Raw genomic sequence first — 20,370 nt, forward strand, 5'->3', positions numbered from 1 at the left:
TCGTAACACCAGTGCGCGATCGCGCCGCCATCTGACTGTTGACTATTGACTTTTGACTTCCTGCTCGATCGCTATTGCTAATTCGTCTGGATCGACAGGCTTAGTAATGTGTCTTTGGAAACCTGCGGCGAGAATTTTTTGATTGTTAGCTTCGCCAGCAAATGCTGTCAGCGCGATCGCCGGGACTCTCTCTACACCTGATGCTTTTAAGGCTCTAACTTGACGGATCAGTGTATAACCGTCGATTTCTGGCATAGCGATATCGCTGATTAATAAATCTGGTTGAATTTTGGCGATCGCTTTCAGTGCTTGACTAGCTGAAGCAACTGCTGTGACTTCAACGCCATATTGCTCTAAGATAAAAGTGATTAAATCCAGGCTATCAACATCATCATCCACTGCAACTATCCGCAAACCTTGAAGATTTGGGGAATCATTGGGTAACTGTTTATCCTCATGTTTGGCAGAGACAAGCGTCATCACAGGTAGGTTGACTGTAAAAGTTGCGCCTAAACCTTCTCCGGGACTGGCAACTTGTACAGAGCCACCGTGGAGTTCGACAATGTGCCGAACAATTGCTAACCCTAATCCTAAACCCCCAAATTTTCTGGTTGTTACATCGTCTGCTTGTCGAAAGCGTTCAAATACGTAGGGTAGAAAGTCGGGAGTAATTCCTTTACCTGTATCTGTGACTTGGATTTGGGCATTTGCTCCCATCTGCTGGAGAGAGATTTCCACTTGACCGTCTGGTGGTGTAAACTTGACAGCATTTGTCAGTAGATTCATTATTACTTGTTGCAAGCGGTTAGGATCGCCTTCTACTGTACCCACAACGGTGTCAAGCTGGGTCTTAATTTGAATCGATTTAGCTTCAGCCGCTAGCCGCACGGTTTCTAGTGCTGCTTCAATAGTCGCAACCAGATCGACTACACAAATATTTAGACTGAGTTTGCCACGAAGAATGCGGGACACATCTAACAAATCGTCAATTAATTGTGTTTGTAATTTGGCATTGCGCTCGATGATTTCTAGTGCTTGAGTTGTCTTTTCTGCATTTAATTGGCGCTTGAGCAGAAGTGTTGACCAACCTAAAATCGGATTAAGTGGAGAACGTAGTTCATGGGAAACAATCGCCAAAAAATCATCTTTCATGCGGCTAGCTTTTTCTAGCTCTATGCGAGCAGCGCGTTCTCGTTCTAAAGCCTGGGCACGTTCCTCAATGGCTAATTTTTGATCGTGAATATCTGTACAAGAGCCAAACCATTTAACAATTTGGCCTTCTTGTCGTAATGGAAATGCTCTTCCTAAATGCCAGCGGTATTCGCCATTACTAGCACGCAGAAGACGGTACTCGATATCATAAGTTTTACCGGAACTCAGGGAATTTTGCCAAACTTCTATTGTGCGTTGTACATCATCAGGATGCAAAATTTTTTGCCATCCTTCACCACGTGTTTGTTCTAAGGTTTTTCCCGTGTAGTCATACCAACGTTGATTAAAATATTCATGATAGCCATCTGGTTGTGTGATCCAAAACATTTGCGGCATTGTATCCGCTAACGTGCGAAAGACTAATTCACTTTGACGCAGCGCTACTTCTGCTTGCTTGCGATCGGTAATCTCGAAAAGCATTCCCAACATCCGAACAGGCTGGCCTTGTTGGTTGTACTGGAAGCGTCCGAAAGCTGATACCCAATGTAGGCTACCATCTGCCCAAATCACTCGATATTCGTCTTCGTAATCTTGCTGCTTTGCCATCGCCGTTTGAACCTTTACCTCAACGCGAGGTAAATCCTCTGGATGAACTAAGCTAGACCATTCCTGATAAGTTCGTTGTGGGTTTCCCGGCTCATACCCAAAAATCATTTCATGGTAAGGAGTCCAGATCGACCGATCGGTTTGAAGATCCCAATCCCACGATCCCATCCTGGCAGCATCAAGTGCTAAAGTTAGACGTTCTTGGTTTTCCCGCAATGCATTCTCTACCTGTTTGCGTTCAGTCACGTCTAAAAATGCCCCAATCACACCGCGGACAGCATCAGATTCATCTCGCAATGGTACCGCTTTGCCATAGATCGATCGCACATCTCCGTCACTAAAGACAAATTCAAATTCCAACTCAACAGGCTTGCCAGTACTCCCAGCCAGTTGCATTGGTAATTCTTGGGGTGGGATATCTTGCCCATTTTTTTGAATCTTGAACTTAAATGGAAACTGTCCATCAGCAGGAGTAGCTGTTAACACCGATCCTGGTTGTAGCCGCATCAATTCATAGGCAGCTCGGTTGACGCTCATGTGATGGCAGTGCGGATCGTGAGCAATCCAGACAGCGGCAGGAACTGTTTCCATGAAGGTTTCTAGTTCTTGTGCCCGTGCTTTAGCGATCGCTTCACTTTCTTGCAAGGCGAATTCTACTTGCTTGCGATCGCTAATATCAACATTGATTCCGACCATGCGTAAAGGTTTGCCCGCATCATCGTAAAACACTTTCGCTCTGGCGTGCATCCAATGAATACTGCCATCCTTCCAGATGACTCGCCAATCGGTAAACAATTCACCTGTTTGCAATGAAGCAATTACATCTGCTTCTGCCTTCGCTAAATCATTGGGATGAACCCATCTTGCCCACTCTTCATAACTACCCCCAAATTCACCAGGTTCTAGTCCGTAGAGAGCTTCTAACTCTTTTGACCAAATATTAATATTAGTTTGAATATTCCACTCAAAGCTGCCACTTTTGGCAACAGCTTGTGCTAAATCTAACCTCTCTTGCTTTTGTCGCAGATTTTCTGCTATTCGCTTACTAGAAGTTATATCAGTACAAATACCAACCCACTCCCGAATGCTACCGGATTTTGTGACAACTGGTACACCACGTGCAGCAAAATCACGATAAATTCCATCTCTACCAAGTAGGCGATATTCAGTTTCATAGATACTTTTTTGCCGAACAGCTTGCATCCAAACTTGGGCAGTTCGTTCCCGATCTTCTGGGTGCAATGCAGCTAACCAACCCCAACCTTTGACTTCTTCTGGACTTTGCCCAGTGTAAGCCCGCCACTCTGGTACATCAACTACCTGCCCATCAGGATCGGTTGTCCAAACTATCTGAGAAATTGCCACTACCAAAGAACGATACCGCTGTTCGCTTTCTCTTAGAGCTGCTTCTGTTTGTTTGCGTTCGCTGATATCTGTGAGCATAGCGATCGCACTCGAAAATTCACCTTTGTTATTCAAGATGGGGCTAGTGGAGACAATTGCCCAAATATCCGATCCATCTTTGCAGCGTAAACGTAAGTCAAATTGCCGTTTTATCTCTTGAATGCTCTGCTTCTGTTGGTTAAACAATTGCTCTACTTCAATTTGAGCTTGACTTTCCATAAAGTCAAAAATTGGGCAACCAATCATCTCTTCCATGCTGTAGCCAAGCATTTGAGCTAAACGCTGATTCACATATTCTGTCTGTCCTCTGCTGTCCAATATCCAGATACCTTCATTGGCTGTTTCTAGCAACCGACGATAACTTACCTGTAGCTTTGCTAGCTTTGCCTCTGATGCCTGTTTGGCATTACGTAGTTCTGCATTTAACGAACTAATTAAAAGCGCTATCGAGCTAAATATAACTAGCTCTAAAAGATCGGAGCCATTCCTCAGTGTAAGGACGTATATAGGTAGTGTAAAAAAATAGTTATTAGCTAAGATTGATAAGATTGTCGCCACCAAACCAGCAGGAAAGCCACCGTACCAACTACTAAAGACTACAGCAGCGAAAAACAGTGATGAAACGTTTATTTGTAGCAGTCGTTCCAACACTAGACCCAGCAGCAACGCCAGTAGGACTGACAAAATAGAAATACCATAGCGTTGCATCTGTGAACGCTGGACTCTTAACATACTACTTTTGGATGAGATAGATTCTTATTTTACCGCGGGCAACTTGCTTGAGTAATAAAGCTTTGGAGTACTCTCAACTGAAGTTAAATACTCAACACAGCACGCGATCGCTTGGGTGATTTCAACAAGTGTAACGATACCATAGACTTAAAATTGATTGCGCTAACGAGGCACTCTCACCATGCTAGCCAATGCAGCCACCTATGAAGTGACCTGGGAAAAATTACCAGAAGATTTTGTTTTAGATGATGAGCCAGTGGATAACATTAATCAGCCTCCCCTAGCTGCGGCTCTAACTGAAAGCTTGGAACTGTCAGGGAGATTACCAGCCAACGCCTTAACCATCACTAACTATGGCATTTGTGCTACCTTGAACCGTCAGTTCGTAGTCAAAGCTCCAGATTGGGGATATGTGCCTTCTATTCGCGTACCACGAGCCGAAGTCAAGCGCAGTTATACCCCACGGTTGCAAGGCGATCTACCAGTAATTGTGATGGAGTTTATCTCAGATACCGAAGGTGGAGAGTATTCTAGTAAACCAACCTATCCCCCTGGTAAATGGTTCTATTACGAGCAAGTCTTACAAATACCAAACTATGCCATTTTTGAACCAGATGCGGGAGTTTTAGAAGTTTATCAACGAGATAACTCAGGACGTTATCAACTGCAATCGCCAGATGCAAATAACCGTTACTGGATTGCGGAAATGAACTTATTTTTAGGTGTTTGGCAAGGAATCCGAGAAAATCGTACAGGCTATTGGTTGCGTTGGTGGGATGAGCAAGGCGAATTATTACTATGGGGAGGAGAGTTAGCCACCAAAGAACGTCAACAGGCAGAACAGGAACGCTAACGTGCCGAACAGGAACATCAGCGAGCCGAAAGATTAGCAGAACAGTTAAGGGCTTTGGGAATTGAACCAGAAACTTGAGCTTGATGTGATGCGATCGCTTGCTCAATATTTAAACTAAGAAGCGATCGCACATGTTTAGCCCTACACGACTACCTTTTCTAAGATCAACTTAGAACGCTTCACTTGCTCAGGAATAGGAACGGGGTAATCTCCGGTAAAGCAGGCGGAACAGAAATTATTAGTGTCTTCGCCTGTAGCTTCTAACATTCCCTTCCAACTCAGATAAGCGAGGGTGTCAACTCCCAACTGCTTGGCAATTTCTTCCACCGACTTGGTAGCAGCAATTAGCTGATCTTGGGTGTCGGTATCAATGCCATAAAAGCAAGGATGAGTCACAGGAGGAGAAGAAATTCGCATATGTACTTCCGCTGCACCAGCCTCACGCAAGGTTTTCACTAGTTTTCTGCTAGTGGTTCCCCGCACAATCGAATCATCGACAATAATGACTCGCTTCCCTACTAGTACATCTTTGAGGGGATTGAGTTTCATGCGAATGCCCGATTCGCGCATGGTTTGGGTTGGCTGAATGAAGGTGCGTCCGACATAGCGATTTTTAATTAGTCCTTCACCGTAAGCGACACCAGAAGCTTGAGAAAATCCAATGGCGGCTGGTATACCAGAATCGGGAACACCAAAAACAATATCGGCATCAACCGCAGATTCTGCTGCTAGTTGCCTTCCTAACCGCATTCGGTAACTGTACAAACTCTCCTCATGCATGAGGCTATCAGGACGGGCAAAGTAAATCATCTCAAAGATACACAACTTCTTCTGCGGCTGTTGATGCCAGCGAACGGAAGTTAGACCTTCTTCGTCAATCCACACCAATTCTCCTGGTTCTACATCGCGCAAGTAATCCGCACCAATAATATCTAAGCCGCAGGTTTCAGAAGCTAGAACATAACGGTCTGGCTCACCAGCTAAAGTACCAATTACTAAGGGACGAATGCCATTAGGATCGCGCACACCCATAATCCCCACAGGAGTGCCAATGACTAAACTAAAGGCTCCTTGACAGCGATTAAATGCTCTAATACAGCCATCCAGCCAACTTGCACCAGCATTAACCTCTTGTGCGATCGCAAAGGCAATCATTTCTGAGTCTGTCGTTGTCACTAAGTTGCATTGGCTCTTCAGCAACTCTTCGCGCAGCCGTACTGTATTGACTAAATTACCATTATGTGCTAGAGCTAATGTACCTAAGCGGCTTTCGACCACAGCAGGCTGGGCATTAACTTTGCGGCTAGAACCTGTAGTTGAGTAACGAGTGTGCCCAATGGCTAGACTACCTGGTAACTCACTCAGAACAGATTCATTAAAGACTTGAGACACCAAGCCCATATCTTTGTGTAGGTGTACTTTTGTACCCTCAAAGGTGGCAATGCCAGCTGATTCTTGACCCCGGTGTTGCAGTGCATACAATCCAAAGTAGGTTAGTTTAGCAACATCTTCTCCCGGTGCGTAGACGCCGAAAACACCACAAGCTTCTTCTGGCTTGTCGGGACGATTTTCATAACTATTGATTGGGTTGTTTGAGTGTTGCGGGTAGTCATCCAAACTGACGGAATCTTGGGGAATCATGCTAGCTTTGCTCCTGGTGGTGGTGTCAAGTCACTGGGATTAGGCGATATCAAATTTGGATCGCTCCAACTGATTAAGATTTATGGAGAATCAAGATGGATTGTAAAGACAGATAACGTTTTTACAACCTAAAATCCAAAATTGCGTATGAGTGGATAGTTACAGTTCTCTTAATAAAACTTTAACCGTCCATTAAAACAGTACCGTAATTATGCTAATTGACGTTAGCGATTCGCATAGGGGGGATTTTACGAATTAATTAGAGGGAGTAATTTGAATTGCTAAACGTCTAGCGATCGCGTAGGAATAGCGATCCATCATATCGTTGATACTAACGTTTATTAAGGTTTGGTTATCAGAGGTTAAGACCCCCAAACCCAAGTCAGAATTAGCTACTGTACCCAGTTTTTGCCATTGTTGGCCGAGATGTTCCTGTAAGTAGGATTCCCAAATTCCTTGTTGTTCTGACGCCACAGATACTAAAATTTGTCCGCTAGTTTCGCCAAACAGAACTGTATCTAAGCGTGTTGCTGGAATTTCTAACGTAATTTGCGTACCAAGTTTACCAGCAATACAACATTCAGCTAAAGCAATTGCTAATCCACCCTCAGCACAATCATGAGCAGATTGTATCCAGCCTGCACGAATACCCTCACGGCAAACTCGCTGTACGCGACGTTCCCAGTCAAAATTTACCTTGGGCGGTCTGCCAGCAACAGTACTGTGAATTGTGGCTAAATACTCTGAAGCTCCCAAACTTTCGTCAGATGTAGGCAATGAACCTAAAAGATAAATTCCATCACCCGCAGCCTGCCAAGCTTGACCACAAATTTTGCTGATATCTGGGATTAATCCCACCATACCAACCACAGGCGTAGGATAGATGGGTTGGGGATTACCTTGAGAATCAAGAGTTTCATTATAAAGAGAAACATTCCCACCAGTGACAGGCGTAGCCAATTCCCGACAGCCTTCCGCCAAACCGCGACAAGCTTCTGCTAACTGCCAGTAACCAATTGGTTTTTCAGGGCTGCCGAAATTGAGGTTATCTGTCACAGCTAAAGGTTCAGCACCTACGCAACTGAGATTGCGCGCTGCTTCTGCAACCACTGCCTTAGCACCTTCATAGGGATCAAGATACACGTAGCGAGGATTACAATCTACCGTAGCTGCTACAGCTTTGTTAGCTTCTGTGTTTCCGGGAGGTTCTAAAGGACGTAAGCGCACCACAGCAGCATCAGCACCACCAGGAAAGACTACAGTGTTGTTTTGTACCTGATGGTCATACTGACGATACACCCAACTTTTAGAAGCAATGGTCGGAGTATCAAGCAAAGTTAACAAAATATCATTCCAAGTTTGCAAACTGCCTTGAATTTCAATGCCAGCATTCGTGCACAGAGGTAATGAATCAGCTTTCCATTCCCAAGCTTGGCGTGCATATTCTGGAGGTTCTGTCAACAATTCCCGATGATATAGCGGTGTGTTTTCTGCCAAAGCATCCGCCGGAATTTCTGCTGCTACTCCACCCTCAAACAGAATTCGCACAATTGGTTCAGCAATTACTGTACCAGCGACAACAGCATGAAGTCCCCAACGGTGAAAAATATCGATTAATTCCTGTTCCCGTCCCTTGTGGGCAACAAACAACATTCGTTCTTGAGATTCCGAAAGCAGGTATTCATAGGGCACCATGCCCAATTCCCGCACAGGAATTTTATCTAAATCTAATTCAATACCGACACCGCCTTTAGCTGCCATTTCCGATGTCGAACAGGTGATACCCGCCGCACCCATATCTTGGGCGGCGACAACTGCACCTGTTTTAAATGCTTCCAGACACGCTTCAATTAACGACTTTTCTAGAAATGGGTCGCCTACTTGCACAGCCGGACGGTCATCTATAGATTCATCACTTAATTCTGCACTAGCAAAACTTGCCCCTCCCATACCATCGCGTCCCGTGGTGGAACCAACATACAGCACGGGATTTCCTATCCCCGATGCGCCAGATTTGACGATTTCTGGGGTTTCCATCAATCCCAAAGCCATAACATTCACTAAGGGATTTCCAGAATAAGCGGGGTCAAAGTAAACTTCGCCACCTACGGTAGGTACTCCAACACAATTACCATAGTGGCTAATCCCAGCCACAACACCTTGGAACAGCCTTTGAGTTTTGGCATCTTCTAGAGAACCAAAGCGCAAGGAATTTAATAAAGCTATGGGACGCGCACCCATTGTAAAGATATCCCTTAGGATACCTCCTACTCCCGTGGCTGCTCCTTGGAAGGGTTCAACTGCTGAGGGGTGGTTATGGGATTCAATTTTAAAAGCTAGTTGCAGCCCATCACCTAAATCTACAACGCCAGCATTTTCACCAGGCCCTACCAAAATGCGAGGACCTGTAGTAGGAAACTGTTTGAGTAAAGGGCGAGAATTCTTATAACAACAATGCTCTGACCACATCACCCCAAACATTCCTAGTTCAGCTTTGTTGGGATGTCGCCCTAGCCGTCGGACAATTTCTTCATATTCTTCTGGTTTCAAACCTTCAGCGGCGATTTCTTTAGGTGAAAAGGGGGCAGAGGATTTGGCGGTCATGGAAATAATGCACCAAAAGGACAGAGCATTATTCTATCGGTTTCTTACCGATTCGGGTTACAGTCAGAACAATTGTCAAGTTCATCTTAAAGGCGATCGCCTCTGTTCAAGATTCCACCACATCGCCAGTGCTAAAGTGATAATGTCTTCAAGCCCTTCAAGTCTGCGATCGCATTATGAATACCATTACAATCAAAATTACGGATGAGCATTTGCTGAAGTTGCAACAAAAAGCTACTAGTCTTGGTATATCAATAGAAGAATTAGTATTAATGGGTGTTGAAGAATTGCTAAATCAGCCAGAAACATCGTTTCAAGATGCAATGGATTACGTACTCAACAAAAATGCTGAACTGTACAAGCGGCTGGCATAATGCGCTATCTGACTTTTCAAGAGGTGTTGGAACTCTACAATCGCATTATCGAGCAGTCGGGTGGTTCTGCGGGTATTGCTAACCTCGGTGCTTTGGAATCAGCTTTAGCTCAACCCAAAATGACATTTGGTGGAGAAGAACTTTATCCAACCATAGTTGAAAAGGCTACGGCTCTAAGTTTTTCACTCATTAAAAATCATCCTTTTATAGATGGCAACAAACGCATCGGTCACGCCGCAATGGAAGTGTTCTTGGTGTTGAATGGTTTTGAGATTAATGCCTCCGTAAACGAACAAGAAAAGATAATTTTGCAAGTAGCATCTGGCGAGTTAGGATGAGATGAATTTACTAAATGGCTTCGCAGTCATATAACTCCTAGACCTGGTTTTTCTTCAAAACTATTTTCCTGAAAAACGATCGCTATTTTCTCATTTAATCAAATATCCAAAAATATCAGAGTGCATCAGCACCCTGATATTTATCATGAGCGCCTACTGTTAATTGATTTCCTCATCAACACTCCCGCTTGCTTTCTCCTTCGCAAAAATATTAAGCCAGTACCCGCAAGTGCTAATCCAGCTAAAGGCGAAGATTCCGGAACTGTTGCGATGATCCTCTGAAACTCAATTGGGGTATTTACTAGCAATTGACCACTGCTGCTAAAAATCTGATCTAACGAATAAATGCTGTTGGCTTCAATTGAAACGCTAGATACCGCCTTACCACCAGTACTTGTAGGACAACCTGTTGGTGCATTATTACCAACATAGCGATTCGGTTCATAGGTTATATTCAGACTACAAACAGCAGCTGCAAGATTATTCTGGCTAATAATTCTCTGTGAAATAGGGCGATCGCAAAGTCCACTTAAACTGCTTGAATTGATAAAGCTACGAATACCTAGGTCTATAACACCACTACCACTACCGAAGGAATAAAAGCGTACTCGATTAAAAGCTGCACTATGCTGCTCTAAATAAACATTTTGCGTTCCATCTGTGCCACTAGCACCATCTAATTGCACTTGGCAATTAGTCATTGTAATTAATGGCACTGAAGGATTGCTAGCGACTTGGGTAACATTATCAAATTTGCCTGTAAACCACCGTACTACTTCTTGAACCTGTCCTGAGACAGATGCTAATTCAGCCGCTTGGCTCTGTTGTGGAAAAACAAATCCCGTCAATAAAAACGCTAAGGTGTAAGCTTTCAGTTGATTCATCATCGATTTGCAACTTAAACTAATATCACCAATATTTTGATTAAATGAGTAAAATTTTAAAGGTATGTACATTTAAAATCTACTACTCAGAGTTAGATTTATTAATCAATGAACTCTCAAATCATTAAGGCTGCGTCTGATGATAATTTTATGTAAATATAGTTGGTTAGCAATTAAGTCTAGAAACTACTCTTAGATCGGCTGCGCGATCGATTGGCAAAAATAAAAGTGCGATCGCTGTTGAAACACCACCAATCGCACTTATTAACTTTAATTTCCAAATATATGTGTATTAATTGCAATATTAACCACTCACTTGGATATTTTTGAGTATCAAATCGGCTCTAGGTGGAAATCCATCGCCATATTCTACTGGGAAATGGGTAATTACATAGAAAACTTTGCCCTTTTGTTGACCGAGATAAATAGTTCCCACTATGTTCTTGCCTTTACTGAAGACAATCTTTTCTTTTGCCCAAGGATAAGGAACTTTTTGACTCCGGTCAACAACGCGCCATTTATTGGATGCAATTAAACCATTCTTGCCATTCACAAAGCTTTTTACCTGTTCTAGAGTTTTGACATTATTCAGAAAAGCAACGTGGACATAGGCATTTTCATTTTTGTTACCTCCAAAATTAGCAATAAACCTCACTCCGGTACCTTCCCCAGAACTACCGCCTTCAGCAATAAATTCTCCATCGGGAAAGTATGTGGTAAATAAATTACTGTATTGGTCATAAAGTTTTAAGGTAATAGGAATTTTTTCTCCCTCAACAGTAATAGTGTCAGTTTTAGTGGTTGGTTGATTACTTTTTGAGTTATAACTGGTTTGGATGGCTGTAGGGGTAGCTGTAAAACTATTACCTGGAGAGAGTTGAGTCTGGAATGGTGCGGCGCAACCCAAGGATGCTAAAAGCAGAATTGCCCCACTCATGACATTTACAGGATGAAGATGCATTTTACCGAAGATATATTAGTATTTACAGATAAAAAGACTTTGTAGCTTAAGTTACAGTTCCTCTCTTTAAGATGTGTATTTTTCTCTTAATATCGAGAAATTCCTTTATAAAATACAGTTGGGCTATGACCATCCAGTGATAACAATCACAGATGCCCATGATTAAGATCGTCTCTGTACAAGTGGCAAACTGCAATAATGCCTTATAACTGAACTCTAGCCGAGTCATTAATAGGGAACACAATATTTGCCGACAGTCTTTTTTTTAAGGCTGTCGGCTTTTTGTTTTTAGTCAAGAGTCCAAAGCTCAAGGTAAATAAAACTCAGGCTTTTGAGCGTGCTAATTTCAGATTTGAGATGATATCTCAATCTAAAATCGTTTAACTGTTAAACTTTTGAGCGATCGGTCAAAATCTCATAGCCCGTTTCTGTCACCAACACGGTATGCTCAAACTGGGCGGACAAAGCATTATCTACTGTCACTGCTGTCCAGCGATCGGCTAAAGTGCGCGTATGCTTGGAACCTGCATTTAAAATTGGTTCAATTGCCAAGGTCATTCCCGCACGAAGTTTGACATTTGGCATTTCTCTGGTGCGGAAGTTGAATACCGAAGGTTCTTCGTGCAGGTTACGTCCTACGCCGTGTCCGGTAAATTCTTCGACTACTGTAAAACCGTTAGCTTTTACATGGTCTTCAATTGCTCCGGCAAGATCCAGCAAGTATGCACCTGCTTTTACTTGTTCAATACCCTTATATAGAGCTTCCTCGGCTACGCGAATCAGTTTAGTGGCTTCTGGGGTAACTTCACCAACAGCAATTGTAATGCAAGAATCGCCATGAAAACCTTGGTAATAAGCACCCGTATCTACTTTTAATACATCCCCTGTGCGAATTACTTTTTTGGGGCTAGGAATTCCATGTACGACTTCATTATTAATACTGGAGCAAATCGAACCAGGAAAACCGTGATATCCCTTAAAACTTGGCGTTGCACCCATTTCTCGGATACGTTTTTCCGCATGAGCATCCAAATCAGCCGTAGTCATTCCTGGTTGCACTAACTCAGAAATTTCTTTGAGTACAGTTGCTACAATTTTTGCTGATTGCCGCATAATTTCAATTTCTCGCGGCGATTTGATTTCGATACCTCGGCGTTGTTTTTTCGGCGATGGTGGCTGAGTTGTTTGAGCAAGTAAGTTACTGAGGATGTTCATGAGGAATTAAAAGTAATGGGCGCTGGAAGGCTGAAAGTGAAATTTTGTCTAGGTTAGTTGAGAAATAATATCTATATTTAAATTAACTTATTTTTTACTTACGAATTTGCTACTGACAGTAACTAAGCCACCCAGCATAAAATTTGAGAGATGGCGCAAATTAGATGCAACTAGGAAACATCAATATTGTTCGCGCCACTTCGTCTGCTTTAATCAAATAATGTTTACTGGGGAGTTTTTAATTGCTGACGGTAATTTCGCCAGTCATCCCTGCTTCTGTGTGTCCTGGTACTGAGCAACGTAGGTTATATTTTCCTGGTTTTAACGGCACAAATACCCATTCGGCTGTAGCACCTGGTTTTAGTTCTATTTCGTGGATGGCTCCTTTAATTTCTGCTTTACCTGCTTCAACTTTTTGCGTCCAGATGCCATCAGCAAAATCTTTGGCAGTAAAATAGTGCTTGAGTTGGCTGTGATTGGAGAGCCGGAGATTATAGCGTTTACCAGTCACAAATTCCAAGCTGCTTGGCTCAAATTTCAGTTCGTTAGCTGCGTTTCCTAAGCTAACTGGAATTTCAACAGCAGCTTGTTTGAGTAGATCGCCAGATACATTTGCTGCTAAGGCCGAATTAATATTGCTTATACCAAAGCACAGCATTAATAACAGGATAATGTAAATCCGCTTGATTGCTTGCATTTGAGGAAATAAGTATGTAAATTCCAGAATTTTTATTGAATTTTTTGCTCTGCTAAGACAGCAGGGCCAGCAGTCACTACCACAATTTTATCTGGATGAAGTAACTCACGCGCAGCTTGATTGACTTGAGCCAGGGTGACTTGCTGAATCTTTTCTGTAAAAGAGCGCAGTTCAACTTCATCAAGTCCATACACCTGATTCATCAAAATATGTTTGGTTAATTCCTCTGGGTTGGCTAGAGAAACATTGTAGTCACCGATCAGAGTTTGTTTAGCTGCTTCAACTTCTGATGCAGTTACGCCTTGCTGATGAATTTGTTTTAAGAGTTTGTGAGTGCTGGCGATCGCTTTATTGGTATCTTCGGGACTGGTTTGAATTTCAATCCAAAATGTCCCAGTATTCTTTCCGACTTGGAAATAGCTATAAATTCCATAGGTCAGACCTTGGCGATCGCGAATTTCTGCCCCAAGTCTACTGGAAAGGGTATCGCCGCCTAAAATCTCATTCAATACTGAGGCTGCATAATATCGGGGATCTTGACGGTTAATCCCCTTATAACCCATGTAAGTACTAGCTTGAGATTTACCTGGAACGATCGAGTTTACACGCACCACTCCTTCTGGTAAAGATACTTGAGGATATTGTAATTTTGGTGGTTGACCGCTAACTTGCCAGTCACCAAACTCACTTTGAATCAGCGATCGCACTTTAGCCGGATCAAAATCTCCTACCAGTGCTAACACTGTTGTATCTGGACGATAATGTTTTTTCTTAAAAGCGATCGCATCCTCACGCTTAATTCGCTTGAGACTCTTCTCTGTAGGGAAAGTATGCAAGGGATGCTTTTTCGGATAAATAGACTGAATAAAGGTTCTATTTGCGACTTCATCTGGATCGTCCAAGTCTACTTTGAGAGAAGTTATGGCTTGTTTGCGATCCAGTTCCAACTCTTTAGCGGGAAACGTACTATTTTTAACTACATCTGCCAAAGTTTTCAACAATACAGGTAAGTCAGCAGCTAAACTATCACCTTCAATCCGCACGCCTTCGCGGTAGGCTCTAAACTCTAAACTAGCCCCTCGTTCTTCCAAGGTTTTAGCAATTGTTAAAAAATCTTTGGTTTTAGTTCCATTCATTAAGTTATCTGCTACCAGAGATGCTAATCCAGCTTTATCCTCTGGGTCAAATTCCATACCTGCGTTGATGTGACCGCTGAGGGTGACTGTGGGAGTACTGCGATCGGGCAGTAGCAATAAGCGCAAACCATTGCCAAAGGTAATTTGTTGTGGTAACTGTCGCTTACCAATCTCCATTGCTTCATCAACAGGAGGCAGGTACTTTAATAGCTCAGTAGAGGCTACAGGTGCTCCTAAAGAGAAATTTTCTGTAGTTGGTGTAGAGTGTGGTTTAGCTGTAGCTGCTTTTGCCTGTTTTTGGCTGGGTTCAAACAAACCGACTACACGCGCTTCTGGTTTGAGGTATTTGTTGACTACAGCCACAACATCAGCCGAACTCACCTGGCGGACATTGGCTAAGAAGCTTTCTGTATGCCGATAATCGCCAGTAGTTGTCTCATCATTACCCAATTGCATTGCTTGGTCAGTGATGTCACGGTTAGCTAAAATTACCGTCGCTTCTAATTGCGCCTTAGCTCGATTTACTTCTTCTGCTGTGACTCCGGTTTTGCTAACATTGGCGATCGCTTTTTTCAGCACGGAGTCGATTTTGGTTAAATTTTGATTAGGAGCAGCTGTCACTAAAAGTTCGTACCAACCAAATTCTCGCAAGCTAGCCACAGAAGCAGCGACCTCGCTAGCTAAACCTGATTCTACCAATGCCTGATAAAGTCTAGAACTACGTCCTTCTGTCAGAATGTAATCCATCACTTGCAAAGCAGGCATATCTGGATGATTCACATCCGGTAGGGGATAGACCGCTTGCAACATTTTCTCTGCTCCTGCTTCTCTCAGGATAATGGGTGAGGAGGATACTGTTAACTGTTGACTGTTGACTGTTGACTTTGGACTGTTGACTTTGGACTGTTGACTCTTCGGTAATTTCCCAAATATTTCTTGAACTGCTTCTAGAGTTGGCGCAGTTTGGAAATCTCCAACGATCGCTAAAATGGCATTGTCGGGGCTGTAATACTTGCGATAATACTGCTGTACCTGCTCCACTGTAAAATTCTCTACATCAGCTTTTGTACCCCCTACAGGCAACCCATAAGCGTGATCGGGAAAAGCTGCTCGCATGACAGCACGGTTAAGGCGGTATTCCGGGCTATTTTCATAACCTTGTAACTCAGAAATGACTACACGCTTTTCACTAGCTAATTGTTCGGGATCGATGAGTGAATTGTGCATCCGATCTGCTTCTAAGATGAGAAGCGCTTTGAGCTTATTCCGTTCTGCGGTGTTGTAATATGCTGTTTGATCGTAGCTGGTGAGAGCATTTGAGTCGCTGCCTAAAGCACTAAACAATCGCCCAAATTGCACTGGACGATTTTGTGTGCCTTTAAACATCATGTGTTCCAATTGGTGAGCAATACCATTTACTCCGGGTTCTTCGTTGCGCGAACCTACCTTGTACCAAACTTGTACAGTTACTACTGGCGCAGTATGCACTTCTTTTGTTAGTACCGTGAGACCATTCTCTAACAATGTCTTGTGGACGTTTTCTGTCACTGTTTGGGGTATGATTTTTTGTGCATGTACTGTTGATTGAGTATGTATTTGCTTAGACACTACCATGTGTTGGCTATCAGCAGGTTTACCACCAAATAAAAACACTGCAATTATCCATAAACTTAACAGCAATAATGGAAAACGATATCGATATAAGGTGGAAAACAGAGACATTGATTTTGCAGATACTCTGTAAACTAAGTTACATATTTTGGAGTGATGACTATAGTCTAATCCTTGCGATCCTTTATCACCTAGGCAAAACTACTGAGATCAGCTATTCTACCAGGAGAAATAATCAATATAAAAGTAAAATTAGTTGAGTTTTGCCAAAATCCGAATGAATTCCAGGGGTAAGCCATCAGTATCTGCAATGAAAGCTACCTCAAAGATGCGATCGCCTATTTGCTGTTGTGTAGGTTCTAAAAGCACTTTTAGCGGTTGTAGGTCTGCTGCTACCAATCTTTCTTGTAAACTATTTAACCAACTAGGCAAATCAGCAGTTAGCTCTGTTAAATCGAATGAGAGATGATAGTAGCCCACATAATGTTCGTCTGCAAAAGCATCTGGGGCTGGTTTAGGTTCGGGAATTTGGATGAGTTCAATTCTGCCACCCAATCCTTCCATCCAACAAGCTAGGGTGTAGCCTGTAGTGAAGCGTTCGCAAACTGTAAACCCCAACTGCTCATAGAAGGCGATCGCCTGATGAATATTTGCAGTCCGAATCGAAGCGTGGTGCATAATTTGCCATTCGTCATTAGTCATCAGTCATTAGTCATTTGTCCCTTTCTTACAAAGTTCTGAGCGTGGGCTGCCGACGCTCAGATTTTGGACTTTGCCATTTGTTCTTTCATCAATAGTCACTATGCTACTCAACAATGACTATTGACTCTTGACTAATGACTAACAACTATTTACTCAAATAATCGGAAATAAGGATAGCGTACAGGGACACCAGGCTCTTTTTCCAGATCGAAATTAATCACTTCCCAGCAGGGTTCGTCTGCGGGATCGGGACTAAACTCCACAGGTAAACCGTAAAGCCGCGCTGATGTATTTTCTGGCTGTTGTCCAGAACGCCAAGGAGTACTGCGTTCTAAATAGCCACTCATCAATTCTTGATATCGACGAGCAATAATCACCCGCGTTGCTCGATAACCTTGGGTATATAGCTTATCTAGAGCTTCGTGAATTTCAAACCTAATACCGTCAGGATGGGTATGTTGTCGATACCATTCACTATTCCACTTTCGCCAATGTCGCCCCGACTGTAAATGGATTAATTCACCAGTTTTAGGATTAGCCTCAAACGCCCCATGACGCGGACACAAATAGGTATCTGTCAGTGTCAGCGCCGGAATCGTTTGGCGACAGTGGGGACACTGAATTTCGGGGCCAAATATTGGGTACTGCAAGCCTGGATTCATCATGAAGTGCGTAGAAACATAGTTTTGTCTTCACCAGCACCAGTGGTTTGGATTTTACACTTCGGCTCCACCACTTTGGTTTACCCGTTTACCGCTACAAAGTCACTGACTTGTTGCAGTAACAGGATTCACTAGTGTCTTCCTCAGCATAGAAGCTTGACCCTGTGATATTCTGGTTTTGCAACCAGCCTCAAATGTTGGAGTTTCTCCAGTGTTCCTGGGTACCATATTCATATTCTATCGTGTCTACAGCTTCTTACTGGCCATCTCCTGATTTTTCTCAAGCTGCCTTTGTTGCAGCTAATGCGATTGTTATCGGTTCGGTAAACATAAAGGCAGGGGTAAGTATTTGGTATGGAGCAGTGGTCAGGGGAGATGTAGAACGCATCGATATTGGCGAATGCACGAATATACAAGATGGCGCTATCCTACACTGCGACCCTGGTTTTCCTACCATCTTAGAAGATCGTGTCACTGTAGGACATCGCGCTGTGATACATTCTGCCTATATTGAACGAGGTAGTTTGATTGGGATTGGCGCGATCGTTTTAGACGGAGTCAGGGTAGGTACTGGTAGCATTATTGGTGCTGGTGCTGTAGTAACTAAGGATATACCACCATTTTCCTTAGTTGTGGGCGTTCCTGGCAAAGTGATTCGCCAAATCTCAGACACCGAAGTTACAGAACTTCTCGAACACGCTGAACGTTACCAAAAGTTAGCTTTAGTTCATGCTGGTAAGGGAACCGATCTCGGATTTCCCAAGCCGCAGTCAGGGTGATGAGGCCGCAAGGAAGATCGGGAAGAAATAACTAATAAATTTTGCCTCTTGACTTTTGACGAATGACCAATAACCAATAACAAATGACAAAATTGTAAATATTCTTTACATATGGGGCTGGAAAAATTGCCCACTTAAGCTAACAATAAAAATGAGAGCAGTTGACAAAACTTTAATTTATTTAACAGAGGGGTTCTGAATATGGACATTGATTTTCGTGTAGCAATCGTTTTAGCACCTGTTGCCATTGCTGCTGGTTGGGCTTTATTTAATATTGGTGCGGCTGCAATACAACAAGTTCAAAACTTTTTAAACAGAGAAGCCTAAACTCAAATAAGAATTAACATTATTTAACCGACTGTTTCTTTTTGCAGGAACAGTCGGTTCATTGGTCTTAGGGCATTTTTGATTTCTCTCTTGTCCAATTTCTCTACAAACTCTCTCTTCCCCCAATCGTGGATATTGACTCTCTACTAAAATCGTTTCAACCTTTTGGTATCAATCTCGGACTCTCACGCATTCTGAAGCTATTGGCAAATCTTGGGAATCCGCATCACCAAGTCCCGGTAATTCATGTCGCGGGTACGAACGGCAAAGGTTCTGTCTGTGCTTATCTTTCATCCATTCTGACTGAAGCTGGTTATCGTACAGGACGTTATATTTCTCCTCATTTAGTTGATTGGACAGAACGTATCTGTCTAAACGAACAGCCAATTTCTTCAGAGGAATTGTACAAATTATTACAAGAAGTGCAAGCAGCGAACGCGCCTGAGGATGAATCTCCAACTCAGTTTGAAGTCATTACCGCCGCTGCTTGGTTGTATTTTGCCCAACAGCAAGTTGATGTGGCGGTGGTAGAAGTTGGATTGGGAGGACGCTTAGATGCAACTAATGTGTGCGAACAACCTTTGGTGACAATCATTACCTCCATCAGCAGAGAACACTGGCAACAACTAGGCCCTACTGTTGCGGATATTGCTAGAGAAAAAGCTGGGATTCTCAAAAGTGGATGTCCGGTTGTTGTAGGGCTATTACCTAAAGATGCCCAAGAAGTTGTGCGATCGCGCATTCAAGAATTACAATGCCCAATATTTACGCCTCAGCCTGCGCGTCCCATATCTTCAGGATGGGCTGAATACCAAACTCTAGAAAATTCCAAATTAATTCAATATCCTTTGCCTTTACAGGGACAAATTCAATTAACAAATTCTGCCTTAGCTTTAGCTGCTATAGAAATTCTCCAAAAACAGAAATGGCAAATTTCGCAATCGGCCATAATTAATGGGATGGCAAAAACTAAATGGCCTGGGCGTATTCAATGGGTTACTTGGAAAAAGCATAAATTATTACTCGATGGTGCTCATAACCCTGCTGGCGCTCAAGTATTACGCGATTATGTGGATACATTGAAGACTCCCACAGTCACTTGGGTTATGGGAATGATGGCAAATAAAGACCATGCTGATATTTTCCAAGCCTTGTTACGCCAGGGAGATAGATTATTTCTCGTACCAGTACCAGATACTTCTTCAGCCGTTCCTGATGAATTAGCAAAGTTAGCTGTTAATGTTTGCCCAAGCTTAGATTTTTGCCAATCTTATCCAGATTTATCTTCAGCCCTGGAAGCTGCTTTTACTGGTACTGAGAATTTAGTTGTTTTGTGCGGTTCTTTATATTTAATAGGAAACTTTTTAGCAGAACATAAATCATAAAAAGTTGATTTTTAGTTTAGATAATTTTCCCCAATACTTATATTATAAATTAATCTTTTATGTGCGTAATATTTATCAATTTATTTCAACATACCTACGCGATTAATTAACACTTTCAATGCGGCGATCGCTCTACAAAATATTGTAAATATCAGGATTTTGGCATTCTGATATCTTCATCTATCAAATATCAGAGTTGGGGATTGCACTTCTCTTACTTTTAAAGCTTATGCTAAGTATTTAAACTTATTATATAAATTCAGTGATATGTGTGATTAGCAAGACTTCAATGGGCAAAATTAACTGA

At 42.7% G+C, this 20,370-nt stretch carries 15 protein-coding genes and 1 pseudogene; 6 read left to right on the plus strand and 10 right to left on the minus strand.

From position 1 onward, the window contains the following. Nucleotides 1–42 precede the first annotated feature (42 nt). On the minus strand, nt 43–3,894 hold the full coding sequence (locus AACU33_RS34320; protein ID WP_096594714.1) for a PAS domain-containing protein: 3,852 nt from the start codon (nt 3,892–3,894) through the stop codon (nt 43–45). 181 nt (nt 3,895–4,075) lie between these two features. On the opposite strand from AACU33_RS34320, the pseudogene AACU33_RS34325 reads away from it, so the two are divergent. Further along, nucleotides 4,076–4,825, plus strand: a pseudogene (locus AACU33_RS34325) (Uma2 family endonuclease). Nucleotides 4,826–4,888: 63 nt separating this feature from the next. On the opposite strand, the gene purF reads toward AACU33_RS34325, so the two are convergent. Together purF and purL are read right to left on the minus strand one after the other, a co-directional pair. Next, nucleotides 4,889–6,388, minus strand: a complete 1,500-nt coding sequence (gene purF, locus AACU33_RS34330) for an amidophosphoribosyltransferase (RefSeq protein WP_096594715.1) — start codon at nt 6,386–6,388, stop codon at nt 4,889–4,891. A gap of 255 nt (nt 6,389–6,643) precedes the next feature. Beyond that, the gene (purL, locus tag AACU33_RS34335; RefSeq protein ID WP_096594716.1) at nt 6,644–8,992 is read right to left on the minus strand and encodes a phosphoribosylformylglycinamidine synthase subunit PurL; all 2,349 of its coding nucleotides are present in this window, start codon (nt 8,990–8,992) and stop codon (nt 6,644–6,646) included. 176 nt (nt 8,993–9,168) lie between these two features. Between purL and AACU33_RS34340 the strand changes: the two genes are divergently transcribed. Beyond that, on the plus strand, nt 9,169–9,366 hold the full coding sequence (locus tag AACU33_RS34340) for a DNA-binding protein (RefSeq protein WP_096594717.1): 198 nt from the start codon (nt 9,169–9,171) through the stop codon (nt 9,364–9,366). Further along, nucleotides 9,366–9,704: a type II toxin-antitoxin system death-on-curing family toxin gene (locus AACU33_RS34345; protein WP_096594718.1), complete on the plus strand. Its 339-nt coding sequence runs from the start codon at nt 9,366–9,368 to the stop codon at nt 9,702–9,704. Before AACU33_RS34340 ends, AACU33_RS34345 begins: the two co-directional genes overlap by 1 nt. Before the next feature lie 143 nt (nt 9,705–9,847). Here AACU33_RS34345 and AACU33_RS34350 read toward each other — a convergent pair whose 3' ends face one another. The 7 genes from AACU33_RS34350 to AACU33_RS34380 all read right to left on the minus strand — a co-directional run bounded on the left by AACU33_RS34350 (nt 9,848) and on the right by AACU33_RS34380 (nt 17,572). Next, nucleotides 9,848–10,591 carry a CpcT/CpeT family chromophore lyase gene (locus AACU33_RS34350; protein ID WP_339376443.1) on the minus strand — a complete coding sequence of 248 codons (744 nt, stop codon included), beginning with the start codon at nt 10,589–10,591 and terminating at the stop codon, nt 9,848–9,850. Nucleotides 10,592–10,892: 301 nt separating this feature from the next. Next, nucleotides 10,893–11,549 carry a hypothetical protein gene (locus AACU33_RS34355; protein ID WP_096594720.1) on the minus strand — a complete coding sequence of 219 codons (657 nt, stop codon included), beginning with the start codon at nt 11,547–11,549 and terminating at the stop codon, nt 10,893–10,895. 387 nt (nt 11,550–11,936) lie between these two features. Continuing rightward, nucleotides 11,937–12,764 carry a type I methionyl aminopeptidase gene (map, locus tag AACU33_RS34360; RefSeq protein ID WP_096594721.1) on the minus strand — a complete coding sequence of 276 codons (828 nt, stop codon included), beginning with the start codon at nt 12,762–12,764 and terminating at the stop codon, nt 11,937–11,939. Between the two features lie 238 nt (nt 12,765–13,002). After that, entirely contained in the window at nt 13,003–13,422 is a 420-nt protein-coding gene (locus AACU33_RS34365) for a cupredoxin domain-containing protein (RefSeq protein ID WP_445291803.1), read from the minus strand. Nucleotides 13,423–13,493: 71 nt separating this feature from the next. Then, nucleotides 13,494–16,319, minus strand: a complete 2,826-nt coding sequence (locus tag AACU33_RS34370) for a M16 family metallopeptidase (protein ID WP_096594723.1) — start codon at nt 16,317–16,319, stop codon at nt 13,494–13,496. 141 nt (nt 16,320–16,460) lie between these two features. Further along, nucleotides 16,461–16,886 carry a VOC family protein gene (locus AACU33_RS34375; protein WP_096595486.1) on the minus strand — a complete coding sequence of 142 codons (426 nt, stop codon included), beginning with the start codon at nt 16,884–16,886 and terminating at the stop codon, nt 16,461–16,463. Nucleotides 16,887–17,059: 173 nt separating this feature from the next. Continuing rightward, on the minus strand, nt 17,060–17,572 hold the full coding sequence (locus AACU33_RS34380; protein ID WP_445291804.1) for a TIGR02652 family protein: 513 nt from the start codon (nt 17,570–17,572) through the stop codon (nt 17,060–17,062). A 242-nt stretch (nt 17,573–17,814) separates the two neighbouring features. On the opposite strand from AACU33_RS34380, the gene AACU33_RS34385 reads away from it, so the two are divergent. From AACU33_RS34385 to AACU33_RS34395, 3 genes are all read left to right on the plus strand, one after another. After that, nucleotides 17,815–18,351 (plus strand): gamma carbonic anhydrase family protein, encoded by a 537-nt coding sequence (locus AACU33_RS34385; RefSeq protein ID WP_096594725.1) that lies wholly within the window; start codon nt 17,815–17,817, stop codon nt 18,349–18,351. 201 nt (nt 18,352–18,552) lie between these two features. Further along, complete coding sequence (locus AACU33_RS34390; protein WP_096594726.1) at nt 18,553–18,678, plus strand: photosystem II protein Y; 126 nt, start codon at nt 18,553–18,555, stop codon at nt 18,676–18,678. Nucleotides 18,679–18,806: 128 nt separating this feature from the next. Then, nucleotides 18,807–20,063, plus strand: a complete 1,257-nt coding sequence (locus tag AACU33_RS34395) for a bifunctional folylpolyglutamate synthase/dihydrofolate synthase (RefSeq protein ID WP_096594727.1) — start codon at nt 18,807–18,809, stop codon at nt 20,061–20,063. The last annotated feature ends 307 nt before the right edge of the window (nt 20,064–20,370 follow it).

Origin of the sequence: Calothrix sp. NIES-2098 (genome assembly GCF_963875125.1) — a bacterium.
GTDB lineage: Bacteria > Cyanobacteriota > Cyanobacteriia > Cyanobacteriales > Nostocaceae > Aulosira.

Coding starts and splice junctions, on each gene's coding strand:
- AACU33_RS34355 (WP_096594720.1), bottom strand. CDS start 11,549: ATGCATCTTCATCCTGTAAATGTCATGAGTGGGGCAATTCTGCTTTTA.
- AACU33_RS34390 (WP_096594726.1), top strand. CDS start 18,553: ATGGACATTGATTTTCGTGTAGCAATCGTTTTAGCACCTGTTGCCATT.
- map (WP_096594721.1), bottom strand. CDS start 12,764: ATGAACATCCTCAGTAACTTACTTGCTCAAACAACTCAGCCACCATCG.
- AACU33_RS34365 (WP_445291803.1), bottom strand. CDS start 13,422: ATGCTGTGCTTTGGTATAAGCAATATTAATTCGGCCTTAGCAGCAAAT.
- AACU33_RS34320 (WP_096594714.1), bottom strand. CDS start 3,894: ATGTTAAGAGTCCAGCGTTCACAGATGCAACGCTATGGTATTTCTATT.
- purF (WP_096594715.1), bottom strand. CDS start 6,388: ATGATTCCCCAAGATTCCGTCAGTTTGGATGACTACCCGCAACACTCA.
- AACU33_RS34380 (WP_445291804.1), bottom strand. CDS start 17,572: ATGAATCCAGGCTTGCAGTACCCAATATTTGGCCCCGAAATTCAGTGT.
- AACU33_RS34340 (WP_096594717.1), top strand. CDS start 9,169: ATGAATACCATTACAATCAAAATTACGGATGAGCATTTGCTGAAGTTG.
- AACU33_RS34375 (WP_096595486.1), bottom strand. CDS start 16,886: ATGCACCACGCTTCGATTCGGACTGCAAATATTCATCAGGCGATCGCC.
- AACU33_RS34345 (WP_096594718.1), top strand. CDS start 9,366: ATGCGCTATCTGACTTTTCAAGAGGTGTTGGAACTCTACAATCGCATT.
- AACU33_RS34350 (WP_339376443.1), bottom strand. CDS start 10,591: ATGATGAATCAACTGAAAGCTTACACCTTAGCGTTTTTATTGACGGGA.
- purL (WP_096594716.1), bottom strand. CDS start 8,992: ATGACCGCCAAATCCTCTGCCCCCTTTTCACCTAAAGAAATCGCCGCT.
- AACU33_RS34370 (WP_096594723.1), bottom strand. CDS start 16,319: ATGTCTCTGTTTTCCACCTTATATCGATATCGTTTTCCATTATTGCTG.